Here is a 25,264-nt window from a genome sequence, read left to right as displayed (position 1 = left end):
GTATGAAGCGAATACTCGCCGCACGCGGATTCATGTCCGTCACCGGCGTGCTGGTACTGGTCGCCGCTACGATGTTCGCCTACTACACGGCGCTGGCACCGCCCAAGAAGATGCAGGCCTACTGCGCGACGATGCCCGACACGATCGGACTGTACGTGGGCAGCCATGTCACCGTGCGCGGCATCGCGGTAGGCGCCGTGACCGCACTCGCGCCGGGCGATGAATACGTGCGGGTCGATTTCGAAGTGGACGCCGATCATCCACTGCGCGGCGGCGTTTCGGCCGCCACCGTATCGGACACGCTAGTGGCGGACCGCGATCTGGCCGTCCTGTTCGACGGCAACGCATCCGCGAAATGGGATCCGCGCCAGTGCATTACCCGAACCCTGACCGCCAAGAGCATCACCGAAACCCTCGACGCCGTCTCGAAACTCGCCAGTGAGCTCGGCGGCGGCGGTGACCCCGGCGCCTCGAGGCAGGTCCGCGACGGCGTCGCGGCACTCCGCGAAGCGACCGCGGGCACCGGGCCCGCTCTCAACACATTGATCAACGAACTCGGTACGGCACTGCGCTCACCGGACGCCGCGATCGGGCACCTCGGCGAGCTGATCGACGCGCTGTCCTCGCTGGCGCAGACCCTGAGCATCAACTGGGACGAAGTCGAGGCGGCCATCACCAGACTCGGGCCGGGATTCGAGTTCATCAACGACTCGATCTTCGGTCAGGCCATCCCGATTATCGATCACATCGGCACTCTGCTGATCTGGGTGAACACCATAATCCGGCCATACGGCGGGCCCGTGCTCGACGGACTCGAGGCCACAGTGCCGTATCTGCGCATGCTCGCCGCCCATATCGGTTCCCTACAGGAGATCATCACCATGATTCCGCCGATCGCGTCCGCCTTCGGCGGGGCCGCCGATCCCGTCTCGGGTGACTCGGCGCTGGTCTACGCCGCGCCGAAAGTGGCATTGGCCCAACCGGATGCCGACAATGTGTGCGCCGCGCTGAACGCACTGTCGCCGGGCGCCTGCGCCGGTTCCGGCGATCACCTGGCCACCGTCGAGCTTTCGCAGCTGCTGTTCGCCGTGGTGGGGGGCCGATGAACCGGGCCGGACGGCGAAAGACCCTGCCGGTCGATCGATTCCGACGGGTGCGCCGGATCGCCCCGCTCATGTTGACAGCGGTGCTGGCCGCGAGCTGCGGCTTCGATCCCGGCTCGGTGCCGGTGCCCGGCACAACGGTGTCGGGCGAGACCTACCACGTGCGTATCCAATTCGCGAACACGCTGAATCTGCCCGCGCGGGCCAAGGTCATGTCGGCCGGTGTGCCGATCGGCAACCTGGTCGCGGTGCGGGTGATGAACCCGACCGCGGACGCGTCCGGCATGGCCGTCGCGGACGTGCAGATCCGGCGGTCGGTGCGGCTGCCCTCGGCCACCACCGCGCAGCTGCGCCAGAACACGGTTCTGGGCGACATCTTCATCGAGTTGACCAGTCCGGCAGCCGGATTCGGCGCGGACATCCCAGCTGGCGGTGTCATCCCGCTGGCACAGAGCAAACCCGCCATGCAAGTGGAAGACATCCTGTCCGGGATGTCCACCTTCATCGGCGCGGGTGCGGTGGGCCACTTCCAGGACATCGTCAACCGGGTCAACGCCACCATGCCCGACAAACCCGGCGAGATCGCGCGGATCGCCGGGGTGCTCGGCGCCGACCTCACCGATATCGGCGCCAACCTCGATGCGGTCACCGCTCTCGCCAACGGTATTCAGGAGAACCTGCGCGTGCTGGAGGAGAACGCCCCGCAACTGACCGAGCTGCTCACCCCGGCCTCGGCAGCACAGGTCACCGCCTCGGCCGCTTCCGTGGTCCAGTTGCTCGGCGTGATCGGCGCGCTGGGCGGTATCGCGCACAGCATCGAATGGCTGGCGCCGCTGGCCGCCTCCGGTGACAGCGCGGCGAAGGCGTTCGTGCCACTGGCGTTCACTAGTCGGCCGTTCGACCTGAACGCGCCGTCGAATCTGAACGCGCTGGTGTCTCTGCTGCGGGACAAGATCATTCCCTTCGCGGAGCACGGACCGAAGGTGAACGTCGTCGGCGTCGACCTCGTAAACGCGACAGCGCTGCCCGAGGACGAGCAGCTCGCCCGGATGATCGACACGCTGCGCGTGATCGGAATGGTGCGATGAAGCGCGGTTCGATCGCCTCGCTCGGCGCGATCGCGACCGTTCTCGTGCTCGGCGTCGGCTACCTCGGCCACGACGTTGTCCGCGTCGACTGGTTGCAGGACTACACCCGGCTCACCATGGCGTTGCCGAATTCCGGTGGGCTGCTGCCGAAGTCGCCGGTGTTGTTTCGGGGGGTACGCGTCGGCGATGTGACGACGGTGACCGCGGCCGACCGCGGCGTCGTGGTCGACCTGCGCATCGAACACGACTACCACGTGCCCGCGTCGAGCTCGGTGGTGATCGAGCGGCTCTCGGCCATGGGCGAGCCGTACATCGAATTCCGGCCCGGCACGACCACCGGCGCTCCGTATCTCACCGACGGGCAGCGGCTCGGCGCCGAGCAGGTCCGTATGCCGGTGTCGATCCCGCAACTGGCCGACACGATGACCCGGCTCCTCGAACAGTTCGATCCGCAGGCGCTGGGCGAGCTGATCTCGACCATGTCCCAGGGTTTGGCGGGCACCGAACAGATCATGCCCGAATTGAGCCGGTCCACCGGGCTGCTGGCGGCACTGCTGCTGTCCCGATCGGGTGAAGTGCGCACCCTGCTCGAGGAATTGCAGCGAGTCGGCGCCGACAGCGACTGGGCCGGACCGGCATTGGCCGAGAGCGGGCCGCACTGGGGACAGTTCGGCGCCAAGATCCGCGATGTCGTCGATGTCGTCGAGACCATCGTCCGCAATCACGAAGGCGGCACCATGCCGGACGACTATGTGGGCGGTGACGGCCTGCTGCCGTTTCTGAACCGGCTCGTCGCCTTCCTGCACGAGTCCGGTCCACAGCTGCAACAACTCGCCCCCGCACTGCTGCCGCTCGCCGAATCCGCGACCACAGCCGCGGGGCGAATCGACCTGAGCAGCCTTATTTCCCAAGCGCTGCACACCACCAGCGACGACGGCGCACTGCACCTGCAGATCACCGTGAAATAGCACCATCACCAGAGACCCGGAGACACCATGGCCACAACAGCCGAAAAAGATGTGCCGACCGACGGCGAGACCCCCGAGACGACTGGACCCTCGGCCGCGAAACCCGCCACCGCACAGCGAACCGTGCGCGTGCCGGTGTCGACCGTGCTCGTCGCCGCGGCCGGTGCGCTGCTGCTCACTGCCGCAGTAACCTTCGGCACACTGTGGGCCTTCGCACGCGGCGACCTCGCCGACCGCGACACCGCCGCCGCCGAACAGCGCCAGGCAGAACAGGTCGCCATCGACTACGCCACGGGCGCGTCGACCATCGACTACCAGGATTTCAATGCCTGGATCGGCAGACTCAAGGCAAATACCACCGCCGACCTGGCCACGAAATTCGACACCACCGCACCGAAGATGCGTGATCTGGTCACCCCGCTGCGCTGGACCTCGACCGCTACTCCCGATGCCGCCAAGGTCATGTCGGACAACGCGGGCGTCTACGTGGTGAACGTCTACCTCACCGTCAGCTCCACCAGTGTTCAGACGCCCGGAGGCGGGATGACCACCGTGGCCTACAAGGTCACCGTGAACAAGAGTGCGGGCTGGAAGATCACCGACGTCGGCACCGACCATCCGGTGAAAGCCACAACGAAATGAGTACCGACACCGGTCCGACCGTCGGGAACTGATTCCATGATGTTTGTCCGAAGTAATCCGTTGCTGCTCATGGTCGTTCGCCCAGCGATACCGTGGTAGGTGGAAGGGTTCGGTCAGGCCCGGCGAGAAGCCGGTGGAAGCCAACAAATCTCAGCAAACCGACGCGACGGGCGGATCAACCCTCCAGTACCTATTCAACCTGCCCGGCAGTAACTCCGCCGTGCCGAGGACTGCAGAGGAGGAGATCGTGACAACGGTTCAAATTCCCGGTCCCGTCGCCGAGGTCATCCGGCGCATGCACGACATCAAGGACGAGCTCGATCCGCGCGACGGCGTCGCGTGCTTCAACAACATGTATTTGCGCGTCACCGAATTGGTCGGTCAACAGATCACCGCGGGATTCTTCGCCGACCCCGACTTCGTCGAACGCCTCGATGTGGTGTTCGCGCAGCTGTATTTCGATGCGATCGACGCCGACAAGGACGGCAGATGGCCGAATCCGGTCTGGCAGCCGGTCTTCGATTCCCGGTCCAACCGCACCGTGTGGCCACTGCAGTTCGCGTTGGCGGGCATGAATGCACACATCAACCACGATTTGGCGATGGCAGTCGTGATGACCTGCAAGGAGCGGTCCACCACACCCGACACCAAACCGGTGCACGCCGACTATCTGAAGGTCAATGAGCTGCTGGCCCGGATCGAGGCCGAGGTCCGCGCGGAATACGAGCCCCAGTTGCTCCGGCTGACCACCAAGGATGCCGAGACAATGAAGCACATCCTGTGCAGCTTCAGCATCGCCCACGCCAGGGACGCCGCCTGGGCCACGACGCAGTCGCTCTGGATGCAACGCAACAACAGCATGCTCCGCCGTATGACCGAACGCGGACTCGAGGAAGGCGTCGGCGCCACGGGACGGCTGCTCCTCACCCCCGTTGTCCCGCCGCCGAAGTAGACCTCAGCTTGTTCCTTGTCCGCCGGATCGAAACCGGCTGGCTTGGTTGCATCGATGGTGGAGTGCGCGACCCCGGCCTCGCCTTTGTCGGCGATACGCTGAACATTGGCGAAAGGTAAGCGCATGTTGCCCGGTGATCAAAGACATGTCGGTGGGATCGCACTCGGCCGATGACCCAGGACGATCCGCTTCGCACACACCATGAGGTGGCAACGACCACCATGGCGGAGTTGGCCGCGGCCGGTTTCGAGGATGCGGTGCAGATCGGCCGCGGCGGTTTCGGGGTGGTAGATCGCTGCCGTCAGGTCGCGCTGGATCGAACGGCGGCAGCGGATGTGTACGCGCTCGGCGCGACCCGGTTCTGCGCGCTGACCGGCCATGCCGCGTTCCAGCGTCGTAGGGCTGAGAACGGGACACAGCTTCCGCGGATCACCGCCCAGCCGGTGCCGGGCCTCCGGGACAGTGGCATCCCCGATGATGTGTCGGTGGTGGTGCCGCGATGATCCGCGACCCTGACGAACGCCCTTCCGCGGCGGGTCTGGGGGAGAGCATTCGACAGGTGCAGCAGCGCCAGGGTGTCGCGGTTGGTGAGGCGGGCCGACAGTCGGATTCGATTGTCGAGCATCGGCACCGGGAGCCAGCGGTGGAGGGACGGCGCCCGCCCGCCGCGGGCAGTGGTGGCAATCTGCCGTTCGAGCTGACTAGTTTTGTCGGCCGACGCACCGAGTTGTCGGCGGTAAAAAATCTGCTGTCCACGTCCCGGCTGATCACCTTTACCGGAGTCGGCGGTGTCGGCAAGACGCGGCTCGCGCTGCGGGCCGCATCGCAAGCGCGGCGGGATTTCGCCGACGGGGTGTGGTTGGTCGAACTGGCCGAGGTCTCCGATGCCGCGCTGCTGGTCGATGTCGTCGCGGCTACCCTGGGTGTGCGGGACGCGGCGCCCGGTCCTTTGCACGATGTTCTGGTCAAATTTCTGGGCGCACGGGAAATATTGCTCGTTCTGGACAACTGCGAGCACATGGTGGAAGCCGTGGCGAAGTTGACCGAGGCGTTGCTGCGGACCTGCCCGGAGCTGCGGATTCTCGCCACCAGCCGGGAAGCGTTGAATATCGCGGGGGAGGCGGTGCTGCGGGTGGCGCCGTTGACGGTCCCGGATCAGGACCGGGAGCCGGCGCTGACGAGGCTGCCTCGTTTCGATGCGGTGACGCTGTTCGCCGATCGCGCCGCTGCAGCCGTGCCGGGCTTCGAACTCGACGAGCACAACATGGCTGCCGTGACCCGGATTTGCGCTCGGCTGGATGGGTTGCCGCTGGCGATCGAACTGGCGGCGGCTCGGATGCGTGCGATGTCACCCGAGCAGATTCTGCAACGCCTCGATGATCGGTACACGCTGCTCACCCGTGGCAGTCGTACCGCGCCGACCCGGCAGCAGACGCTGCGATGGTGTGTCGACTGGGGCTATGAGTTGTGTACCCCGGACGAACAGCGGCTGTGGGCCCGGTTGTCGGTGTTCGCCGTGAGTTGCGAACTCGACGCCGTGGAACAGGTATGCGGTGTCGGCCTTGCGCCGCACAGCTCGCTCGATGTGCTGTCCGCCCTGGTGGACAAGTCGATTCTGATCCGGGAGGAATCCGACACCATCGTCCGATTCCGAATGCTCGAGACAATGCGCGACTACGGTCGGCAAAAGCTGCGAGAGTCCGGCGAAGATACGGAGCTGCGCCGACGGCACCGCGACTGGTACCAGCAATTGGCGCTTGACGCCCAGGCCGGGTGGATCAGTGACCGGCAGCCCTACTGGATCGCCCGCCTCGAGCGCGAACTCCCCAACCTGCGCGACGCGCTCGAATGCTGCCTTTCCGAGGACACCGACGAGGCGGCTGCGGCCGGGCTGCGAATCGCCGCCGCGCTGCACGAATTCTGGATCCTTCGCGGAATGTACGGGGAAGGCCGAACCTGGCTCGACCGCGTACTCGCCCACCCCGGTGCGCAATCGGTACCCGACCGCATCGGTGCGCTACGCGCCGCCTGCGAGGTGGCCGCGCCACAGGGGGATTTCCCAGCCACCGCCGCCCTTCTGGAGGAGGGGCGACTGCTCGCCCAACAGGCATCTACCCCCGCCATCCAGGGACAGCTCGCCTACGCTACCGGCATCACCGCACTTGCCAGCGGCGCAGCGGCCGACGCATCCTCCGCCCTGGAACGAGCTGTCGACCTGCTCGGCTCGAACGAGACCGGAGAGCTCTACATCAGTGCTCTGACCATTCTCGCCTGGTCATACGAACTGCGCGGCCACATGGTCCCAGCGACCGAGCATTACCGCCGAGTACTTACCATCACCGAAGCGCAGGGCGAATTGCTCTATCGCTCTGTCGCGTTGCGTGGCTTGGGTGTTTCCGCATGGCTGCAAGGCGAACGAGACCGTGCCCAACGGTTGCTCGAGGCGGCATTACGAATCAACAGACGGCCGAATAGTCCGGTGTTCACCGCATTCAGCCTCGAGGCGCTGGCCTGGACTACCGCTGACCAGGGCGATACCGAGCGCGCGGCCGTGCTGATGGGGGCAGCCCAGGGAAAATGGCTGGTGGGCAGCAGTGTGCGGGCCGTCCTGCGGAATATGTCGCGCTTTCACGAGGAATGCGAGCGGACGACACGTCAAACCCTTGGCACTCGCAGATTCGATGGTGCCTTTCGGCAAGGCCGGGAGATGAGTATGGATGCCGCTATCGCGTATGCGCTCGGGGTACAACCCGCCGATGCGGCCGCCGCGGCGGGCGCCCCCGCGAAATTGACCAAACGCGAGCGGCAGGTCGCCGCCCTCATCGCCCAAGGACTCACCAACAGGCAAATCGCCGCCGAGCTGGTGATCGCGCAACGCACGGCCGAAGGTCATGTCGAACACATCCTGACCAAGCTCGGATTCAACTCCCGCGCTCAGATCGCGGCTTGGACAGCGGATCAAACCGAAGACCACTGACCGGGTGCGGTAACCGAACACCGCGGCTGCGTTCGTGACTACGGTAGCCAGCGGTAAACTGTCTTTGACGCCTTCCGCGATCCGGATGACGCCTTGTCCGGCCGGTCGATGTTGCAGCTGTCGGCCAGTCGAATGCGCGTTTCTCTCGCGGGACGCATCAAATACTTCACCAAGTAGCGAATCGCGTGTCGCAAAGCCGATTCGGCACGTAACGCACTCGCAGCCCAGTCCGGTAGCTCGGCAGCGCGGCCTCCTACACGGACGAAACAAAGCTCGTTGTAAGGAAGCGAAATGTCTAACAATATCGTCAAAACCCTGGTCGCGACTGCCATTGCCGCGCCCCTGCTCGTGCTCGCGGCGCCCGCAGCCATTGCCGATTCGACCGTCGCCGCGCCTCCGGCGTCCGCCATTGCTCCGGTCGACGGATCATTCGGATCAGCTACGTGGTGTTTCCCCCTCGGCAGTGTTGTCTGGTGCATCTGAGTGAGCGTCTGAGAACTCCGGCGTCGGGTGTGACATTGCTCGGAGTGCTGCAGCTGGTGTCCGGAGGGGGTATCGACCAGTACGCCAACCTCCTGCAACACCGAAAACTGCTGGTCATCGGCAAATCGAACTAGGCGAGGAACTGGCCGATGATCGCACCGACCGCACAGCCGATGATGGCACCCACCAGGAAGAACCAGATCCCGATGAGAATGCCGATGACACAACCGATCATCTCGCCGACCTCGACGACAGACGAACGGCACTGAATGGGATCACTCCCGGCTATCTTCTTGTATTCGGGCAATATCGCATTTCAGGGCAAAGCCTTGGCGCACGTGCCGCTTGATAGCTATTTCATCGCAATCGGACATCCTTGCTGGTGAGAGTGTTGAGGTTGCGACAGCTGATCGGCAGGCCCAGCGCAGCGCTGCCCAGCCGATCACGATCGGCGGGGCAGCGCTGTGCGCAGGTGCCTGACCTCGGGCTCGAAACCGAAGGTTCAGTGGGGAATCGGGAAGTTGGCGCGGAAAGTTCGAGCAGGGCGGCGAGGGCGGCCTGCTCACCGGCGGGGCCGAGGTCGAGGAGTCCATGGAAAACTCGATCTGGCGCAAATATTCCCTCCATATGACGCTGTGGTTCACGCGCGGGCGGTGCCGATCTTCCTACACTGCGACAGTAGCCCGACCCGGAGTCGACCTCGCGGGAGGGCGAAAAGAACTGTGCACCAACAGGCTTCGTGAGGTGGGTTTTGTGGCGGCAGTCGAGGTCCGGCATGTGATGGCCGGTGACCGGCAGAAGGTGTATGACCTGATCGCCGACGTGACTCGGATGAGTGAGTGGAGTCCGGAGTCGGCAGGAGCGGAGTGGCTCACCGGTGCGCCGGGCGCTGTCGGATCCACCTTCCGGGGGGACAATCGGCGCCCGTGGGTGAAGTGGAGCACGATCTGCACGGTGACGGTGGCCGACCCGGGAAAACGCTTTGCTTTCGCCGTGCGGGCGGCGGGCCGTCCGGTGTCGACATGGGAGTACGAGATCGCCCCGCACCCGAAGGGATGCGAGGTCATCGAGCGCGTCTTCGACCAGCGCTCCCTGTTCTACAAGGTGACCTCGGTGGTCACCACCGGTCTGGGACGACGGTCAGTGCGCAACCGGCGGACGATGGTGCAGACCCTGGCCGCGTTGGCGCGCTTCGTGGAACGTTGGTGAGCCACGCAAGCCTCGACCACCGGGATGTACGGTTCGTAGCGCCCGCCCTGGCGATCTCGTGATCGCAATCGATTGCGGCGGTTCAGTATTCGTTGTGACGCCGATTCCCGACCATGAGCCTGATGCGCGGCCCGGCGATCGTGGAACCGGCCGGTGCGGCGCTCGCCCTGATGTTCGGCGAATCGACCGGAACCGCGACGGCTTCGGCTGCGCAGACCACGCGCCGGTCTCCTGACCCCTAGCGCGTGCGGCTGTCGGTCAACCGCATAGCCGCGAATCCGGAGTACAGGAGGAAGCGAAGTGGTATTTACAGCCCGACTACGGGCCGTAGTGGGTGCCGTCGGGATCACTCGGGGCGGCTCCGTATCGCCGAACTGTGCGGCGGTGCCAGTATACGAGGCATCGGTTCGCGAGCTGCGGCAGTGGCTGGAACAGCGCCATGCCACCGACGCCGGTGCGGCCCGGGCAACCTCGCCGGTGCTCGAGGCCGCCGCGCTGGCGGTGGATGCCATCGACGCTCTGGTGTGGCTCAGCGACGCTCCGCCCGCCGAAGAGCAAGGCCCCGTGTGGGATTCAGTCCTCCAAGCCCTCGCGCGTGCCTACTACCTCGCCGAAGGGGCGAATCTTCAAGGAAACGGTTACGTCGGTACCTACCCTTGGCACCGGGCAACCGGCACGACCGCATCAGACGGCACCGCCGCTGATTTCGCCGCCGGTCGATCCTCGGCCGATACAGCGTTGTGGCACCCCGCACTGCGGCATTGCCGCAGGTGACGAGTCGATCGTTCCGCAGACTGACGACCAGGAAGTAGTTGTGAAGGTGAGCAAGCATGTCGTGATCTCTGTGTCGGCCGTGGTGGCGCTTGCCGCCGCTGCCGGCACGGTGAACGCGGCACCGCGGCCCGACACTGCGCTGGCCACCAGTACTACGCGCGCCACCGTCGGCACTCTGTTGGAATAATCGGCGGCGTCGGAGTCTGCGTCCTTGGCGGTCTCGCGGGCGCGGCCGTTGCTGGTCACCGTGCCCGCCGCAATCCTGGCCGCGGCCCTGTACTCCGCCCCGTAGAACGGCCATTCGGTCCGGCGCAGGCAACGTCGGCACATAGACATCCGGAGCAGGTCACGCGTCGCGGACGCTCAGTCCGACGTCACCGGTGCTGCCCGGTGTGAGGTATCGGGATGGGCTCGACGCCGTGGCTGAAGCGATGGTGCGACGGCGCGCCGCGCAGCACGACTCCGCTTTTGTCGGTCATGCCTTCTGTTGGTGACCTCGAATCCGTCGGAGTGGCAGAAGGACTACCGGGTTTCAGGTCCGTGCGACTGGTCGGCATTCCCGAATGCTGTTCGGGGCCGGGGAGGCCGATGTGTCGGCTCGCTTGCGTCACCGTGTCCAGAATCGGTGCTGCCTCGGCGGCACGGCCGACGGCGGTCAGCGCGCGCGCATACACCTGCATCGCCTGCAGCCGTCGCACCGCAGCGGAGACCTCGGTGAGTGCCTGCACGGCCTCCTCAGCGATCTGCATCGCGGTGTCTGCATCGCCGCTACCGAGGGCGACCTCGGCCAGTCGGGTCAGTGCGCATCCCTCCTGGTGTCGGCTGCCGTGTCGGCGGGCCATGTCGAGCGCCTGCGCGCACAGCTTGCGGGCGTGGACGGAGTCCCCGCGCTGCAGTATCGCGAATCCCAACTCGTGCAACGCCATCGACTCGATCCGCAGACTGCCGACCTGCAGCGCGATGAGCAGGGCCTGCTCGGCGGCCTCGGCGGCCTCGGCCCAGCACCCGGCGTCGCAGCACACCCGAGCGATCGCCGCCCAGCTCACCCCCTCACCGAACCGGGTCCCGGCCTCGGCGCCCCAGTTCGATGGCGCGGCGGTGATGTTCGATGGCGGCATCCGTCTTGCCCCGGTAGTCCATGACTGTGCCGAGCGCCTGCTCGGCGAGGATGGCGCTGGTCAGGTCTCCCCCTTCTTGCAGAACCGCCCCGGCGTGGCGGAGTGCGTGTTCGGCGCTCAGATCGCCCGTGCCGATCAGCCGCGCGGTGGCGGCGGCCAGCTCGGCCCTGGCCATGGTCGGGTGGTCGCCGTCGTCCCCGGCCGCTCGGCTCAGCGCTTCGAGCGCCTGCGCCACCTGGGGCAGATGCTCGCCCGCATCCTCACCTACCGCGAGCAACAGCGCGAGATCGACTGCGAGCGTCCGGGTCTGGGCATCAGAATGCTCGGCCACCTGCCGGTAGAGTGCGACCAGCCCGAACCGCTCGGCGAACGCCCATGCGGTGCAGTGTCGTTCGTCGGTGTACTGCTGCCCCGCTGCCCTGGTGGCGGCGTAGAAATCTGCGCCCAGACCCGGATCGCGCAGTTCCACAATGTTTTTCGCGCTCGCGAGATAGAAATCGACCAGCCGGTGCAGGGCCTGCGGCCATTCGAGCTGGTGCGCCGGTTCCGCCACGCTGCGTGCGTAGAGACGCAGTAGATCGTGATAGCGGTAGCGGCAGAACTCCGGTGTCTGCAGCATGCCCAGGTCGACGAGGGCTTCGCAGAGGTGTTCGGCCTCGGCCATCTCTCGGTCGAGCAGTGCGGCGATGGCGGCGATGGGCAAATGGGGCGCATCGCAGAACGCGACGAGGACGAACGCGCGTGACAACTCGGGGTCGAGCCGACGGTAACTGGCCCGGAACGCGAGCTCCACACTGGTGTTGCCGACCGCGAGTTCGGCCAGCCGGACGTGCTCGTCGGCCAGGCGCTCGGCGAGAGCGGCGAGCTGCCGGCCGGGCCGACTGGCGAGCCGCGCTCCGATGATGCGCAGCGGCAGGGGAAGGTGGCCGCAGGCGCGCAGGATCGCCTGTGCCGCTTCCGGTTCGGCGGACAACCGTGGCGCGGACACCATGCGCTCCAGTAGCGTCCATGCCTGGTCCGGGGTGAGGACGTCCAGAGGGACCAGCCGCGCATCGAATAATTCCGCCAGGCTCGAACGGCTGGTGACCAGCACCGCCGCCGCGCCCGGGCCCGGCAGCAACGCAGTGAGGTGGTCGGCGTCGCGGGCGTTGTCGAGCACCAGCAGGATGCGCTTGCACGCTACGGTGGTGCGCCACAGCTCCGTTCGCTCCGCGAGCCCGTGCGGTATCTCGCCGGGGTCGACGCCGATCGAGCGTAATGCGCCCGCGAGCAGCGTGTCCATCGATCGCGGGCGCTCGTCCATCCCGCCGAGGTCGAGATAGGTCACGCCGTCCGGGTAGTGGTCCCGTACGCGGTGCGCGAGATGCACTGCGAGCGTGGTCTTTCCGACACCGGCCATTCCGGTGATCGCCACCACCGCACGGCGGTCGGAGGCCTCGCCCAGCACGTCGGCCAGTTCGTGGACCAGATCTTCGCGTCCGACGAAGTCGGCGATGTCGAGGGGTAACTGCGTCGGGGTCCCGAGTTCTCCTTCGGCAGGCGGCAAGTCACGCACGGTGACCAGATGCGTGGCGCTGGGGATCGGTGGCTCTGTCGACAGGAACTCCTGATGCAACCGGACCAGCCGCGGGCCGGGCTCCACGCCGAGTTCGTCGGCGAGCAGTCGACGTGCATTGTGAAAGACGTCGAGCGCCTCGGCCCGCCGCCCACTCCGGTACAGCGCGATCATCAGCAGTTCGTGCCATCGCTCGCCATGTGGTTCGGCTTCGACGCGCGCCTCCAGCTCCGCGAGTGCGGCCGAATACCGATCCAGGTCCACCGCGACAACTATCGCGGCCTCGTGCAGGGTCGACCGCAGCCGGCGCAGGCGGGCCCGCTCCTCCTCCGCCCACGGTCCGGGCAGGCCGACCAGTGGATCGCCGCGCCACAGTTGTTGTGCGGCAGTCAGTTTCTCGTTCGCCTCAGCGGCCGCGCCGGAGTTGCGGTCGGATTCGGCGGCCGCGAGCAGCGCCTCGACTGCGGTGGCATCGGACCCGACCGGCAGTCCGAGCCGGTAGCCACCGCGAATCGTGTCGAGCCATTTCGTCCCGGCGCCCGGGTGGCCATGGTGCTCGAATTGGCGGCGCAGGGCGTGCATATGATTGCGCAGCGCACCGACGGCCGACGACGGAGGCCAATCGCCCCACAGACGTTCGGCGAGCTGCGTCGTCGACAGCGTTCGTCCCGGCTCGGCCGCGAGGATGGCAAGCACGGCCAGCTGCTGCGGTGCCGTGATATCCAGCTGACGGCCCTCCAGTCGCACCTCCACCGGTCCCAACAGGTTCAGCCGAAGCTCCCCGGGTTTGGCATCGCCGATACCGGGGCTCTGCTGCGCTGCCATACAAGTTCCTCACATTCGATTCACTCTGACGAGGCACTCCCTGGCATGCCGGACGAAGGCGGCCGACACCGCCCACCAGCGGAGCGACCTTCGGGTCGGTATCGCGCAGCGGCCGTTTCACCTCGTCGGTCGGTGACCGGGTCCGGTATCGGTACGGAGTCGACCCGTGTTGTCTGCGTGGCGCAGCGTGCAGCAACATCTGCGTACGGGAGGTCGCTCCCGTTCGGTCGAGCTACCGCGAAGTCTAGGAGGATCGGTGCCACCCGCGCGTGAACCACAGCGTCACCCGGACTGAACATATGCGTCACGAACCGCCCTGCTGCCGCAGCGCGACGTCATCCACACCGCGAACGAGGTGGCGAGCCACGATCTGCTGTCCGGCGGCCGAGTGCTGTTCGGCGCCGGAATCGGCTGGAACCGTGAGGAAATGCGCAACCACGGCACCGGTCCGCGCACCCGCGGGAAGCTGTTCGACGAGCAGCTCACCGCGCCGAAGACACGGTGGACCGAGGACGAGGCCGAGTTCGACGGCACATACGTGCGAGCGTGACCCGGCCGGAGGCTAGCCGCTCCGCCTGTTCAGGCATCCGGTTCTGCCTCCACGGCGAGGCGCGACTGTACGGGGTATGCGTCGTTCTGCGCCGGGACGTCCATTCGCGGGAAGTGGGTGGTTGGTCGCAGTTCTGTTGGGGCCGAGTGGGGTTCGTGTGGTGTGTCCTGCGGGGTCTCGACGACGCCCTCTGTGCTCGGTGCCGTATCGGGTATCGCGGCGGCCTCGGAGACACGCATGGAGAAGGGTTTGAGCCGGGGCGCGGAGTCGTGTGCAGGGTCGCTGCCGGGCAGGGAGCTGCGCAATGCCGGTCGCGATGGAATGTCGCTTCGGACGTCGGCGATGGGTGCGTTGCGTTGTTCGTCGGGTTGGTAGGTGTCGCGGTTCTGCCGGGTGCGGGCGATGGGTGCGTTGCGTTGCTGGTCGGGTTGGTAGGTGTCGCGGTTTTGCGGGGTGGGGGCGTTGGACGCGCGGCGTTCGTTCTCCTCGTACATAGTCGCCGTATCCCGGAGGTTCGTCGCGTTCTGCCGGAAGACTTCGACGACCTTGGACAAGGATTCGACGGTATTGTCGCGGTTCTTCTTGTATCCCTGCTCACCGTCGGCGAACTTGCGACCGGCTTTGTCGCCGCCCCACGGCTCGCCCTTGCTCTCGGAGGCGGCCTTCAGCGTGTCCAAGAGCTTCTTGGTGGTGTCGGCGACACCGTCGAATTCGCTTGCGGCGCGGCGTATTCCGTCCGGCTTGACCTCTACGGGCTTCTTACTCATCGTGTCCTCCGGTGTTGGTGTCGTCGGCCAGGTGCCGAATCTCGGTGAGGCTGGGTGCCTCTCGTTCCGCGGCGTCGGTGCCGACGACTCCGGAGAGCCGGTCGGCGGGGAAGTCGCGGCACCGGGTCAGTACGGCGGTGGCCGGTAGTCCGGCGAGGTAGGCGTCGCTGAACCGCAGTTGCCAGAGCCCTGCGGCGATCTCCCCGGCTTGTCCGGCTCGGGCGCGTGGTAGATAGCCGCCCGCCTCGCCGGTGGTGGCGGCCCAAAGGTAGCCGACCACAGTGGATTCCATCCGGACCGGAAGGTATCGGACGGGGGAGTCGGTTTCGGTGGGGTAGGTCTGTAGCGGGACGCTCACCAGTGGTCCCCAGCCATGGCGGCGGTCGACCGGCGTGCCGTCGGGATAGGTGTCGTCCTGGACCAGCGGCCCCTCGCCCAGCGGCGGGCCGTCGGGATTGAGGCGGTCCCACAGCTCGGCGAGGCTCGGGGCGCGGCCGAACCGGATCCCGGGCGGAATCGTGCCGGCGACCGGGTCTTCGGGTTCGCCGATCCATTCTTGGATGGCTTCCCTCGGTGTCAGGCCGCGCCGGGCCGCGTCGTCGAGGCGGCGTTCCCAGGCGAGCAGGCAGTCGAGATCGTCTCCGGCCGTGGCGAGTTGGCGTTCGAAACCGGCTGCGTGGTGGTCTTCGGAGGCCCAGAGATACCCGATGAGCCGACCCTGCCGGTGCACCGGCAGGTAGGTCAGGGGGCGGCGGGTCCAGTGGCTGTAGGTGGTCGGGGTGTCGGTCATCGTTGCTCCGGCGAGGGGTTGGGCGTGGTCGGTCGGGGTGGGTGCGGTGCTGCGGGCGAGTCGTGACCGGGACGGTGGCCGGATTCCTCGGATTCCGAAGGCAGTTCCGCGAACAGATGGTCGATGAAGTCCGCTCTGTCGGGCAGCCTGGCGTGCAAGTCACCGACCAAATCACGCCCCTTGGTCCGCGCCCGGTACTCGGCCTGCACCGCCCACAGCTTGTGCCGGTCCATCTGCGCCACCAACGCCAGCGCCATCTGTGGCGTGGTTGCCGCTCGCAGGCCCTGTACACAGTCGTGCACGTCCTGCGAGTCGGCAACGGCGGGATCGCTCCTGTCCGGTATCGGCTCGCGGGGAGGTGGCGCGTCGGCATGGGCACCGCCCTCAGCACCAGTCGCTTGCGGCAACGACTCGAGGGTGTCGCCCCGAGGTTCGCTGCGCCCCTTATCCTTCGGGGCCTGGACTGGCCCGGCGTCGGGGTCACCGGAAGCCTGCGGTCCCGTGGGCGGGTCGCCGCCGGGCAACTGTCGGGATTCCGCCAGGGGTAGCACCTCGCCGCGCAGCACGACGGTGTCGCCGTCGTTTCCGACGTGGCTGATTGTGTATGCGGTGCCTCGCGCGAGCAGGAGTTCGTTCGACCACGGGTGGTGGCCCTCGCGGCCGAGGTAGGCGCCACAGGTGGGCGGAACGGTGAGTTCGAGACGGTACCGGAGGATTCCGTGTGGGTCGTAGACCCGCGGGCCGAGCGAGACGGCCAGGTAGCCGGGTTCGCGCTGGGTGCCCAGCAGTTCCCGGGGGTTTCGGTCACCGAGCGCCGCGCCGTCCTTGGCGACCATGAATCCGATATCGGCGAGGCCCCGTACCACGTGGATCGGTTCAGCGAGTGGCAGTTCCCGTCCGGCGGCGTCGTCGATTAGGGCGATATGCCGGGTGACGGTGTCGTGAGTGAAGTCCTCATCGAGGTGATCGGAAAAGTATGCCCTCAGTTCGAGGTTGAAGTCGGCGTTGCGGGTGATCTGTCTGCGCCGGTCCACGGGCGAATCGTGGCGCAGGAGATTACCGAGGGCCTCGAGTTCGTCCTCCTGGTCAGGGCTGCGGTGGTCGCTGTCGTCGAGTTCGTCGTGACGGTTCTGTATCGCGTCCAGATCCGCGGGGACATCGGCCAGCAGCCCGTCGATCCTTTCGTCGTCAGCGTAGCGCTCCAGGCGGGCAGGTATATCCTCGCCTTCCGAGAGATCACGCAGGATACGGTTGATCAGCGGCGATCTCGTGTGCGCGCGCAGCGCGGTCCGTACCTCGTCGAGCAGTTGCTCCCAGGTTCGCAGGTGCTGGTATCCGAACATGTCTCCGGAGATATCGGTGGGGAACCGGCGGATGCCGTTCTCGACGACGCTCGAGTTCGCCGGGGCGTGGAGAGCGATCGGATGCGTTGCGGGCGAATGATGCTCGCCCGCGGACGGCAGCTCCACTGTGGCATGCAGGACAGTGACCCCCATTTCGGGGTCGTAGACGACATGGGTGACCCGGTAGAGCGTGCCCCGCGCCAGCATCAGTTCCCGCTGACTCTTCGCCTTCGCCTCGCCGTCACGGCCGATGTAGACGCCGCGGGCACCGGGCGGCACCACGATCTCCAGGCGGAACGAGGTCTTGTCGACCAGCCACTCGAGTGCCACGGAGGTGACCGACAGGGACATGAAGCCGGGTTCGCGTTGCAGCACGCCGCACAACAGGCCGGGGTGCCGGCGGCCCAGCGGGGTGCCGTCGCCGATGAGCAGGAAGTCGATGTGCTCGAGGGCGCGAATGATTCGAATCGGCCGGTCCACGGGGACGATGCGGTCGGCCGCCAGATCGAGCTGGGCCGAGTGCTCGAGCACTGTGTCCGCGTACAGTCCGCGGTTGTAGAACCGCCGGTAGACGGCGTCGGTGTTGCGATAGAGCCGGGCATCGCGGTGGATGGCCTGCCAGCGGGCCGCGGGCCGCGGGTCACCCAGGAGCGTGTCGAGTTCCCGCAGTTCTCGCTCCTCGGCCTCGGATTTTCCGGGCGCGCCACGCAACTCGGTCTGCCCGGCACGCAGCTCGGCCAGGCTCGGCGGGAAGTCGTATATATCCTGCGGGTCACCGTAGGGGGCAGCTAGCAGTTCGAATGTCTCGGCGGTCTCTCGGAGTTCAGTGAGCCACCGGCCGAGTTCCTCGGGCGACAGGTTCCGCCGGTGCACCTCGTTGACGAGGTACGCGCGCTCGTAGGTGCGCAGCGCGATGCGTTGCTCCTCCGGTACCTGTGGCCACACCCGCAGCTGCTCATGACCAAATGCGTCGCCGCCGAAATCGGTGGAGAACGAGCGCACTCCGTCGCTGTCGATCTGCGAATGCCATTGGGCTGGGTCCGGGGCATCCGTGGCAATGGTCGGCGTCCCGTGGCCTTGCTGTCCGACTGGTGGTGCGGTGTGGGGGTCGCTCGTTGTGGGTGTGGGCGGAGGATTTGTGCTGGCAGATTCGCCGGGGGTGTCCCATTCGGTGTCGCGTGCGAGCACGAGCACTGTCGCGTGATCGCTTCTGGTGCCGGCGGTTTCGGCATGGATGCGCGCGGTGCGGGCTGCTGCGGGCGCCAGCGATTCGAACGACTCGCTCCCGGTCACCAGCCGATCGATGGTGGCCGCGGTGTCCACCGGCCCGAAGGCGATCGTCACGCTTCCACCGCGTCCTTGCAGGTTCTGGCCGAACGACAGCAGTTGCACCACGGGTTCCGTGACACCGGGTGGCCGCGCCGCTATCGCCGTCTCGAGATCCGCACCGTGCAGCGCCGCCAGCGTGGTCTCGAAGTTGAGCAGTCGGCGGCGCTCGGGGAGATCGGGCGCAGCGGTACCGGCAACCTCCCCCCGCAGGCGCGGGATCTCGAGCTGGATATACCTGCGGTTCAAGGCGTTTCGCACCGCGGCGGGGATGCCGTCGCCAGTGCGGAGACCGGGGGTGTCTTCGAGTAGGCACGCCTGGTACTCCGGTGCCAGATCCGCGAAATGCAGGGCCTGCCACCACGCACGGCCGTGCTCTTCCCACCAGGCCGCCCGGTCGGCGCGCGAGGTTCCGGCAGCGTGCAGGGTATCGGACTGCGGCGGCGGCCTGATGCGATCGCCGGGACCGGTCGGTTCGGGGTGGGCAAATATCTTGTCCCGCTGCGTCTTCGAGATTCTTCCGCCGTGCAGCTGGGTACGCCATTGGCCGAGTTGGAACTGCTCCTGGAAGAACTGTTCGCGGGCGGCCTGTACGACCTCCCGCGTCGCGGGGTCCCGGTGGCCGAGCGTGTTCTCGATGTGGTGCAGCGCCTTTTCCGTGGCGTCCGCGAGGACCTGCCGGTACGTGATCTCGGTCCGCTGGCGTTGCAACTCGCCGGCCCGATCGCGCCGGAATCCCTCGTTATCGAGGCGTTCGAAGTGCTCGTGCAGCGAAAGGCCAAGGCGGCGTAGCCAATCCAGCGCGTAGTCATTGAGCTTCGGGTGCCGCGAACCTTGGTTGTCGGCATCTACCCATTGTGAGAGTTGCCCGTCGATGACCTCGAGTTCGCCGAAGGCGGTTGCGGTCCGCTCCCCGAGGAAAGACGCGTGCTGGATTCGGCCGCTCGGCTCGGTGGCGGCGGAATAGAGGTTGCCGAACTCGTCCATCACGAAAAGCACCAAGCGGTGGTCGCCCGGCAGGCCCTCGACCTCTGTGGTGTCGAACAGCATGCCGTCGGAGGCTCGGTACAGCCTGCCGTCGTCCCCCAGGAACAACCGATGCGACTCGAGTTCCCTGGCGTCCATGTAGTGGACGGGGCGGGCGCGGTCCGGCGTGGAGATCTTGTCCGGCACCGCTGCGGCGAGTAGCGGCATCTCCGGGGCCACCAGCGCACGATGCAACGGCACCGGGATCCGGTCCACGGGTACTCGGCCGCCCCGCGCGGAGAGCGCATCCCATACCCGCTGTGGCGGCCACACCGTTACGGGGTCGCCTGTGGCGCCGACGCTGATCTTGTAGTGACCGTCGGCGGTGCGATGCAGAAGTACCGTCGAATATCCCGGGGCTCCGACGATCTCGTGCGGTCGGCCGTCGGGGTGCGCAATGACGAAGTTCACCTCGTAGACGGCCGAGACCACCCGCAGCACTTCGTCCCCGACAGGGTCGGCCATGGCCCAAGCTGCGCGCGCCCGGCGGCGGTCGAAATCCTCTCGCTGCTGCTGTTCTTTCTGCCATTCCGCGTCATGGATCTCCCCGGCCGCGCGGCTCTCGTCGACCTCCTCGCGCCGTTCGCGTTCGATGGTCGTCTGCTCGTGGAGGTGATCCACGATATGCCTGTGTACATCCTCGACTTCGGAGACGTTCAGCGTGTTCAGGATTCGGGCGATGGCGGCGAACCCAGGACCGTCGGTGGTCGGCATCGAGGTCGAGCTGCCGACGGCATATTCGGCTTGCTCCCGTTGCCGCCGCAGCTCCGCGTAGGTGGGGACTTCGGGCCGCTCGACCCGAACGGTGTCCACGCCCAGCCGGAGAACCAGGTCCCGCAGCGTTTCGGCATCGAATTCGTGTTCCCGGTCAGGCTGCGATCCGTCGATACGGCGGGCCACCACTCGTAAGCTGCGGTCGCTGGTGACGGTGGCCGTGGTGTCGAACAGCGCGTCCTGGAAACTGATTGTGGTCCCTGGCGGGAAACGGCTCCACGTGAGGTCCGTGTGCGACGTATCGGTCCGGTAGATCACGAAAGGTGCGGTAGAAGTCGGCCCGCTGTCGAGAATGCGCCTGGCCCGGTCGAAGGCGGCACTTCGAGTCCGCGCGCGTGTTTCCGAGTCGCGCATTTCGAACTGGTCGTACCGGTTCAGGTATACCCGCTGGAAATCTTCGGAGAACCGCAGGCCCTGTGTCTCGAGGAAAGCGAGGGCATAGTCGTTCGTCTGTGTGGCGGGCCGATAGTGCCCGCTGTGGTCGACGATCCTGGTGACGATTCCATCCTGCGCGGAGATCAAACCCGCGGCGGTGATGGTCCGGCCGCCGAGGAAGGAAGAATGCTGGATCAGACCCCGGATCTTCTTGGCGACATACAGGTTGCCGAACTCGTCCATCACGAAAATATGTTCAACTTCGCCGAGATTATTCTCGTCCCGCTCGGCTTGGAACAGCGTGCCGTCACGCGCATGGCGGAGCCGGCCGACCTCGTCGACGAAGAGCCGATGGGCTTCGCGCTCCACGTCGTCCATGTAGTGGGTCGGCGTCGTATAGCGAAGTTCGTCCCGAAACAGATGCTCCGAGCTGAGGTTCCGACCCCTGCGCTTATCTCCCGGAACTCTCCGGCTCCGTATCCAATTCGTCCTCCGCCGCCTTCTGTTGATCTTGGATACCACCTCGGGCTTCGGCGCTCTCGGCGACACCGGCCGCTGTTCCGGAATGTATGGCTTCCGCAGGGCGGCGCCCTCCAGCAGTGGTTCCGGACCGCCGGCGAGCATCTTGGTGAGGGGGCCGGGGATCTGCTCGGTCGGTACGGCCGTCGCGTCGTCCTGGGATCGGTGGACGAGTTCCGGTTCGACGACTGTGGCGAAGTGGCCGGTTGCGGTGATGCCGACCTGATAGCCGACGTCATCCGTGTGCCGCAGGAAGAACTTCGGCAGCTCCGGTTTATTCGTCATATCGACACGAGGCCCGCCAGATCTCGAGAAGACGAAGTTCAGGCGATGGGTTCTGGCGGCTGCGAACAGTGCGAATTCTACGTCATCGCGACCCCGGCTGCCTGCACTTCCGGAACCATCCGGTTGTGACAACGCCTCCTTCTCGGCGTCCAGCAGTTTACTTTGCTCACCACTTCTCCACGCCACGAATTCCGAGGATGGGAGTTCTGTCGAGCTGCTCCGCCGGTCGTCGAGTTCGGAATTCGTAATGTGCGCCAAATAATAGTCCCGATTCGCGGTGATGTCTTTGACGATCGCCTCTTTCACGGCCCTGGTATCGAGTCCGAGGATCATGGCCAAAGTTGGGAACAGGTTCTCCTGCTCGCTCGACGGTATGCGATACCACTCGATGGGCGAGAGCGCGACGACCCGGACTTCCCGCAGCCCGTACTCGCCGAGCCGGCGATCGAATTCCGATCGGCTGATGATTTCCTGCGTGTCCGGCGGTAGATCGCCTCGGGTGCGTGGCTCGCGGACGGCGAGATTACCGTCTCTGCGCACCACGGCGACCTTGTGCCGGTCGCCGTCATGGAAATGTATTTCGGTTTCGGTGTCCAGGCTGTTTTCCGTGAGCGCTTTCCGCAGGTTGGAAATATCGACCGTGCGATCGGTGTCAGGATCCGAGAACGGCGACCGATGTGCCACCGCGGAGTTGCCGCTGTGGCGGTGCGGGCCGCCGTCGGCGGGCGGGGCGAGTCCGATCGTCCCGCCGCTGCGGACCAGGCGTTCCCCCAGCGGGGAATCGAATCCGAACTGCGGTGCGATCGCCACACCTGGCTCGCCGGACGGTGACTTGGGGGAGAAGAAGGCAGCAGATATGCCCTCCGCCTCGGGCAGCAGGCCCGGCCGGAATAGTTCACGAGTCACGACCGGCACACCGTCGGGGCCGAGCACTTCATCGACAACCCATATGCCGTCCTCGTCATTCGTCATCAGATACGTGTGCGCGCCGACGCCCTTGTTGTTCACGTCGTGCTCGTCCACGACCACCGCCGTCGAGCCCACCTCCATGAGAGACAGCTCGATGCCGATGTGTTCATGTTGCGGATACCGTCGGAACTCTGCCGGTATTGCTCCTCTGAAGTCGTCTTCCGGTGTCCCGCCGAGACCGACCACGTCGTTCAGCTGGCCGACATCGTTGTTGCCGGTACGCGAACGTAATCTCGTCGCGGTATGCGGCCCGCACGTACTTCCGGACAGTCCGCCCGTCGAAGCACCGTCGGCGAAGGTACTCGAACCGTCACCCTCCGCACTGCGGGCAAGTGCACCGCCCGCCACCGGAACCAGCGATTCCTGCGCCCCTACCAGCTCTTTCCGATCACGCAGACCCAGTTTCGCCGCAATACGGTCCAATCGTGTACGGACAGTTCGCCCGTCGATTCCGATATCCCGGCCTACCGCACGGGCGGATTCTCCTTTCATGAACGGTTCGAGGACACTCCACTCGTCGTCCATGAACGACACTCTGGCGCCACGATAATCGAAGTGACGTTCATGATCGAGATCGCCGAGCTCGGGTTCCCGGGCCAGCACCCGCCAGTCACGAGCCTCCCGCACGACGGTCGGATAGTCGGCATCACCACCCAACCCCAACTGTGTGGATATCGCAGAAATATTCCGCGCGATCATGTCACCACTACGGGGTGAGTCGGTTTCCTCGGCTATCTCCCGATCCGACTTCTCCTCCAGATTCGGTTTGCGTCGCGATACCCGCGACAGCAGCTGCACCTGTTCGGTTGTGAACGGCGCCGGTTCGCCTGTCGCCGGATTCCGTCCGAAATGCAGATAATCCGTGTCACCGGGCAGGGGGTCTCGACGCACCCAGCCCTGCTCCCTGATCAAGGGCACCCAGGCCGCCCGATCGGAAACCTTCCCTGTGAACCCCACCGTGGCGACTACGTCCAGGAAATCCTTGCGGATCGATTGGTCGTCGGTGCCGAGGTCGTGACCGATTTCCACGTTGGTCTTGCCTCGTACGGCCAGTTCGAGCGCTTGCTTCAGCAGTGCTGCCGGCGGATCGTAATGGGTGAACGTCCGTGCGACGGCTTTCACCTGGACTGCCGTCACGTCCCATAAGCATTGCCGCATATCCGTGACCAGTGTCGCCGGCAGCGCCGGGTCGGCGCGGGGAACAGCGAACCAGCCGTCCTCGCGCAATTCCGCGGTCATCGGGGTTACGGTTTCGGGATCGGTCCAGGACACCTGCGTGCCTGGGCCGAATCCGATGTGGCCGGAGTGATAGAGGAAGCGGCCGGTTTCCCATACCTGACCCGGGACCGTGTCACCTACGGCAGGCTGCACGATCCTGACCACGCCGCCGTCACTGAGCGAGGACGCGCCCCGCGCGGCTCGCCAGAACCCTTCCCAGCCGGCCAGGTCACGGCGCGCGCCGATCATCCGTACGCCCTGGCGCTCCACCGATGCCGTCAGCCCGACACGCTTCCCGGTACTGAACTCGAACCGCGTCCCCACCGGGAAGACAATCCCCGAGAACTTGTCCGTGAACACCCGCCAGGCGAACTCGTCGACCCGATCCCTTTCCGAGACGGGACGGAACACCACCTCCGGGCGAGTCGACCCGGCCCGGCCGGGACCGGCCGAGGGGACACCGGGCGATCGAGTGCCGATACCAGCGAACACACCCGAACCATCACCCTCCACACTGCGTGCAAGCGCACCGCCCGCCACCGGAACCAGCGATTCCTGCGCCCCTATCAGCTCGTTCCGATCACGCAGACCCAGTTTCGCCGCAATACGATTCAATCGTGTACGGACAGTTTTATCGTCGATTCCGATATCCCGGCCTATCGCAGGGCTGAGTTTTCCTTGCATGAACGGTTCGACGACACTCCACTCGTCGTCGGTGAACGACACCGGAGTGCCGCGATGTTCGAAGTGACGTTCATGATCGAGATCGCCGGGTTCGGGTTTCCGGGCCAGCAACCGCCACCTACGAGCTTCCCGCACGACGGTCTGATGGTCGGCATCGCCGCCCAACCCCAACTGCGTGGATATCGAGGACATGAGCTTTTCGGCCTTGTATTTCGTGGAACCGATTTCTTTGTATATATCGATGCGGTCCTTCTTCTCCATATTCGGTTTGCGGCGCGATGCCTGGTACAGCATATTCATCTGTTCGGTTGTGAACGGCGCCGGTTCACCTGTCTCCGGATTCCGTCCGAAATGCAGATAATCTATGTCACCGGGCCGCGGCTCCGGACGCACCCAGCCCTGCTTCCGGATCAGCGGCATCCAGGCCAGTCGATCGGTACCTTCACCCTTGAATTCAACCTTGACGAACACACGCTCCAGATCGGCGGTGACCGCGGTGGAGGCGATGTTCAGTTCGCGACCGATATCTGCGTTGGTTTTGCCCCGCATGGCCAGTTCGATGGCTTGCTTCGGCCTTCCTGTCGGCGGATCAGCGGGGGTCGCCGCCGGTGCGACGGCTTCCACCTGGACCGTGCGCACGCCCCGCAAGGGTTGCTGCAGGTCGCCGATCAGTATCGGCGGCAGTGCCAGATCGGCGCGGGGAACGGTGGACCACCCTGCGTCGCGCAATTCCGCGGTCGTCGGGGTTCCGGATTCGGGATCGATCCAATGTGCCCGCGTGCCGGTGCCGAACCCGAGGTGAGTGGAGTGATGAAGAAACCGGCCCGTTTCCCACACATGACGCGGGACCGCCGCACCGACGGTGGGCTGCACGATCTCGACTACGCCCCCGTTACTCAGCGTCGGGGATCCGTGCCCCGCGTCCTGCCAGAAGCCATCCCAAT

At 66.0% G+C, this 25,264-nt stretch carries 15 protein-coding genes and 1 pseudogene (1 of these 16 running past the window's edge); 11 read left to right on the top strand and 5 right to left on the bottom strand.

What is annotated here, in order from left to right; translation table 11 throughout:
• Positions 1–2: 2 nt before the first annotated feature.
• The 10 genes and pseudogenes from NP3_RS05995 (at position 3) to NP3_RS47655 (ending at position 10,383) form a co-directional block, all read left to right on the top strand.
• Positions 3–1,106: an MlaD family protein gene (locus tag NP3_RS05995; protein WP_063038598.1), complete on the top strand. Its 1,104-nt coding sequence runs from the start codon at positions 3–5 to the stop codon at positions 1,104–1,106.
• A complete protein-coding gene (locus tag NP3_RS05990) occupies positions 1,103–2,191 on the top strand; it encodes an MlaD family protein (protein WP_245720835.1) in 1,089 nt (362 codons plus the stop codon). The genes NP3_RS05995 and NP3_RS05990 overlap by 4 nt, the downstream gene beginning before the upstream one ends.
• Positions 2,188–3,159, top strand: a complete 972-nt coding sequence (locus NP3_RS05985) for an MlaD family protein (protein WP_063038596.1) — start codon at positions 2,188–2,190, stop codon at positions 3,157–3,159. The genes NP3_RS05990 and NP3_RS05985 overlap by 4 nt, the downstream gene beginning before the upstream one ends.
• A 27-nt stretch (positions 3,160–3,186) precedes the next feature.
• Complete coding sequence (locus NP3_RS05980; RefSeq protein WP_245720834.1) at positions 3,187–3,801, top strand: hypothetical protein; 615 nt, start codon at positions 3,187–3,189, stop codon at positions 3,799–3,801.
• 247 nt (positions 3,802–4,048) lie between these two features.
• Positions 4,049–4,753: a DUF5995 family protein gene (locus NP3_RS05975; RefSeq protein ID WP_218024816.1), complete on the top strand. Its 705-nt coding sequence runs from the start codon at positions 4,049–4,051 to the stop codon at positions 4,751–4,753.
• A gap of 170 nt (positions 4,754–4,923) precedes the next feature.
• Positions 4,924–7,730 (top strand): annotated as a pseudogene (locus tag NP3_RS05965) (ATP-binding protein).
• Positions 7,731–8,021: 291 nt separating this feature from the next.
• Positions 8,022–8,213, top strand: a complete 192-nt coding sequence (locus tag NP3_RS05960) for a hypothetical protein (RefSeq protein ID WP_063038590.1) — start codon at positions 8,022–8,024, stop codon at positions 8,211–8,213.
• Between the two features lie 753 nt (positions 8,214–8,966).
• Positions 8,967–9,422 (top strand): SRPBCC family protein, encoded by a 456-nt coding sequence (locus NP3_RS05955; RefSeq protein WP_169814448.1) that lies wholly within the window; start codon positions 8,967–8,969, stop codon positions 9,420–9,422.
• A gap of 384 nt (positions 9,423–9,806) precedes the next feature.
• Complete coding sequence (locus tag NP3_RS05950; protein WP_157124144.1) at positions 9,807–10,196, top strand: hypothetical protein; 390 nt, start codon at positions 9,807–9,809, stop codon at positions 10,194–10,196.
• A 40-nt stretch (positions 10,197–10,236) separates the two neighbouring features.
• Positions 10,237–10,383 (top strand): hypothetical protein, encoded by a 147-nt coding sequence (locus NP3_RS47655; RefSeq protein WP_157124143.1) that lies wholly within the window; start codon positions 10,237–10,239, stop codon positions 10,381–10,383.
• Positions 10,384–10,570: 187 nt separating this feature from the next.
• Here NP3_RS47655 and NP3_RS05945 read toward each other — a convergent pair whose 3' ends face one another.
• Both NP3_RS05945 and NP3_RS05940 read right to left on the bottom strand, forming a co-directional pair.
• On the bottom strand, positions 10,571–11,314 hold the full coding sequence (locus NP3_RS05945) for a tetratricopeptide repeat protein (RefSeq protein WP_063038584.1): 744 nt from the start codon (positions 11,312–11,314) through the stop codon (positions 10,571–10,573).
• The gene (locus NP3_RS05940; RefSeq protein ID WP_063038582.1) at positions 11,247–13,694 is read right to left on the bottom strand and encodes an AfsR/SARP family transcriptional regulator; all 2,448 of its coding nucleotides are present in this window, start codon (positions 13,692–13,694) and stop codon (positions 11,247–11,249) included. The genes NP3_RS05945 and NP3_RS05940 overlap by 68 nt, the downstream gene beginning before the upstream one ends.
• Positions 13,695–14,010: 316 nt before the next feature.
• Between NP3_RS05940 and NP3_RS05935 the strand changes: the two genes are divergently transcribed.
• Positions 14,011–14,244: an LLM class flavin-dependent oxidoreductase gene (locus NP3_RS05935; protein ID WP_084508239.1), complete on the top strand. Its 234-nt coding sequence runs from the start codon at positions 14,011–14,013 to the stop codon at positions 14,242–14,244.
• Positions 14,245–14,273: 29 nt separating this feature from the next.
• Here NP3_RS05935 and NP3_RS05930 read toward each other — a convergent pair whose 3' ends face one another.
• The 3 genes in view from NP3_RS05930 to NP3_RS05920 are tightly spaced (each overlapping or abutting the next) and all read right to left on the bottom strand, a layout consistent with a single transcriptional unit that may run on beyond the window.
• Positions 14,274–15,011: a WXG100 family type VII secretion target gene (locus tag NP3_RS05930; protein ID WP_063038578.1), complete on the bottom strand. Its 738-nt coding sequence runs from the start codon at positions 15,009–15,011 to the stop codon at positions 14,274–14,276.
• Positions 15,004–15,801, bottom strand: a complete 798-nt coding sequence (locus NP3_RS05925; RefSeq protein WP_063038576.1) for a hypothetical protein — start codon at positions 15,799–15,801, stop codon at positions 15,004–15,006. The genes NP3_RS05930 and NP3_RS05925 overlap by 8 nt, the downstream gene beginning before the upstream one ends.
• A protein-coding gene (locus tag NP3_RS05920; protein ID WP_063038574.1) for a C2 family cysteine protease crosses the window boundary here: on the bottom strand, positions 15,798–25,264 show its end. 39,445 nt of this gene lie beyond the right edge of the window; 9,467 of the gene's 48,912 nt are visible here — the last part of the coding sequence; its start codon lies beyond the right edge, outside the window; the stop codon is at positions 15,798–15,800. Before NP3_RS05920 ends, NP3_RS05925 begins: the two co-directional genes overlap by 4 nt.

The sequence above is a fragment of the Nocardia pseudovaccinii NBRC 100343 genome, from assembly GCF_001613225.1.
Classification (GTDB): domain Bacteria; phylum Actinomycetota; class Actinomycetes; order Mycobacteriales; family Mycobacteriaceae; genus Nocardia; species Nocardia pseudovaccinii.
This window is presented reverse-complemented; position numbering and strand designations above follow the sequence as displayed.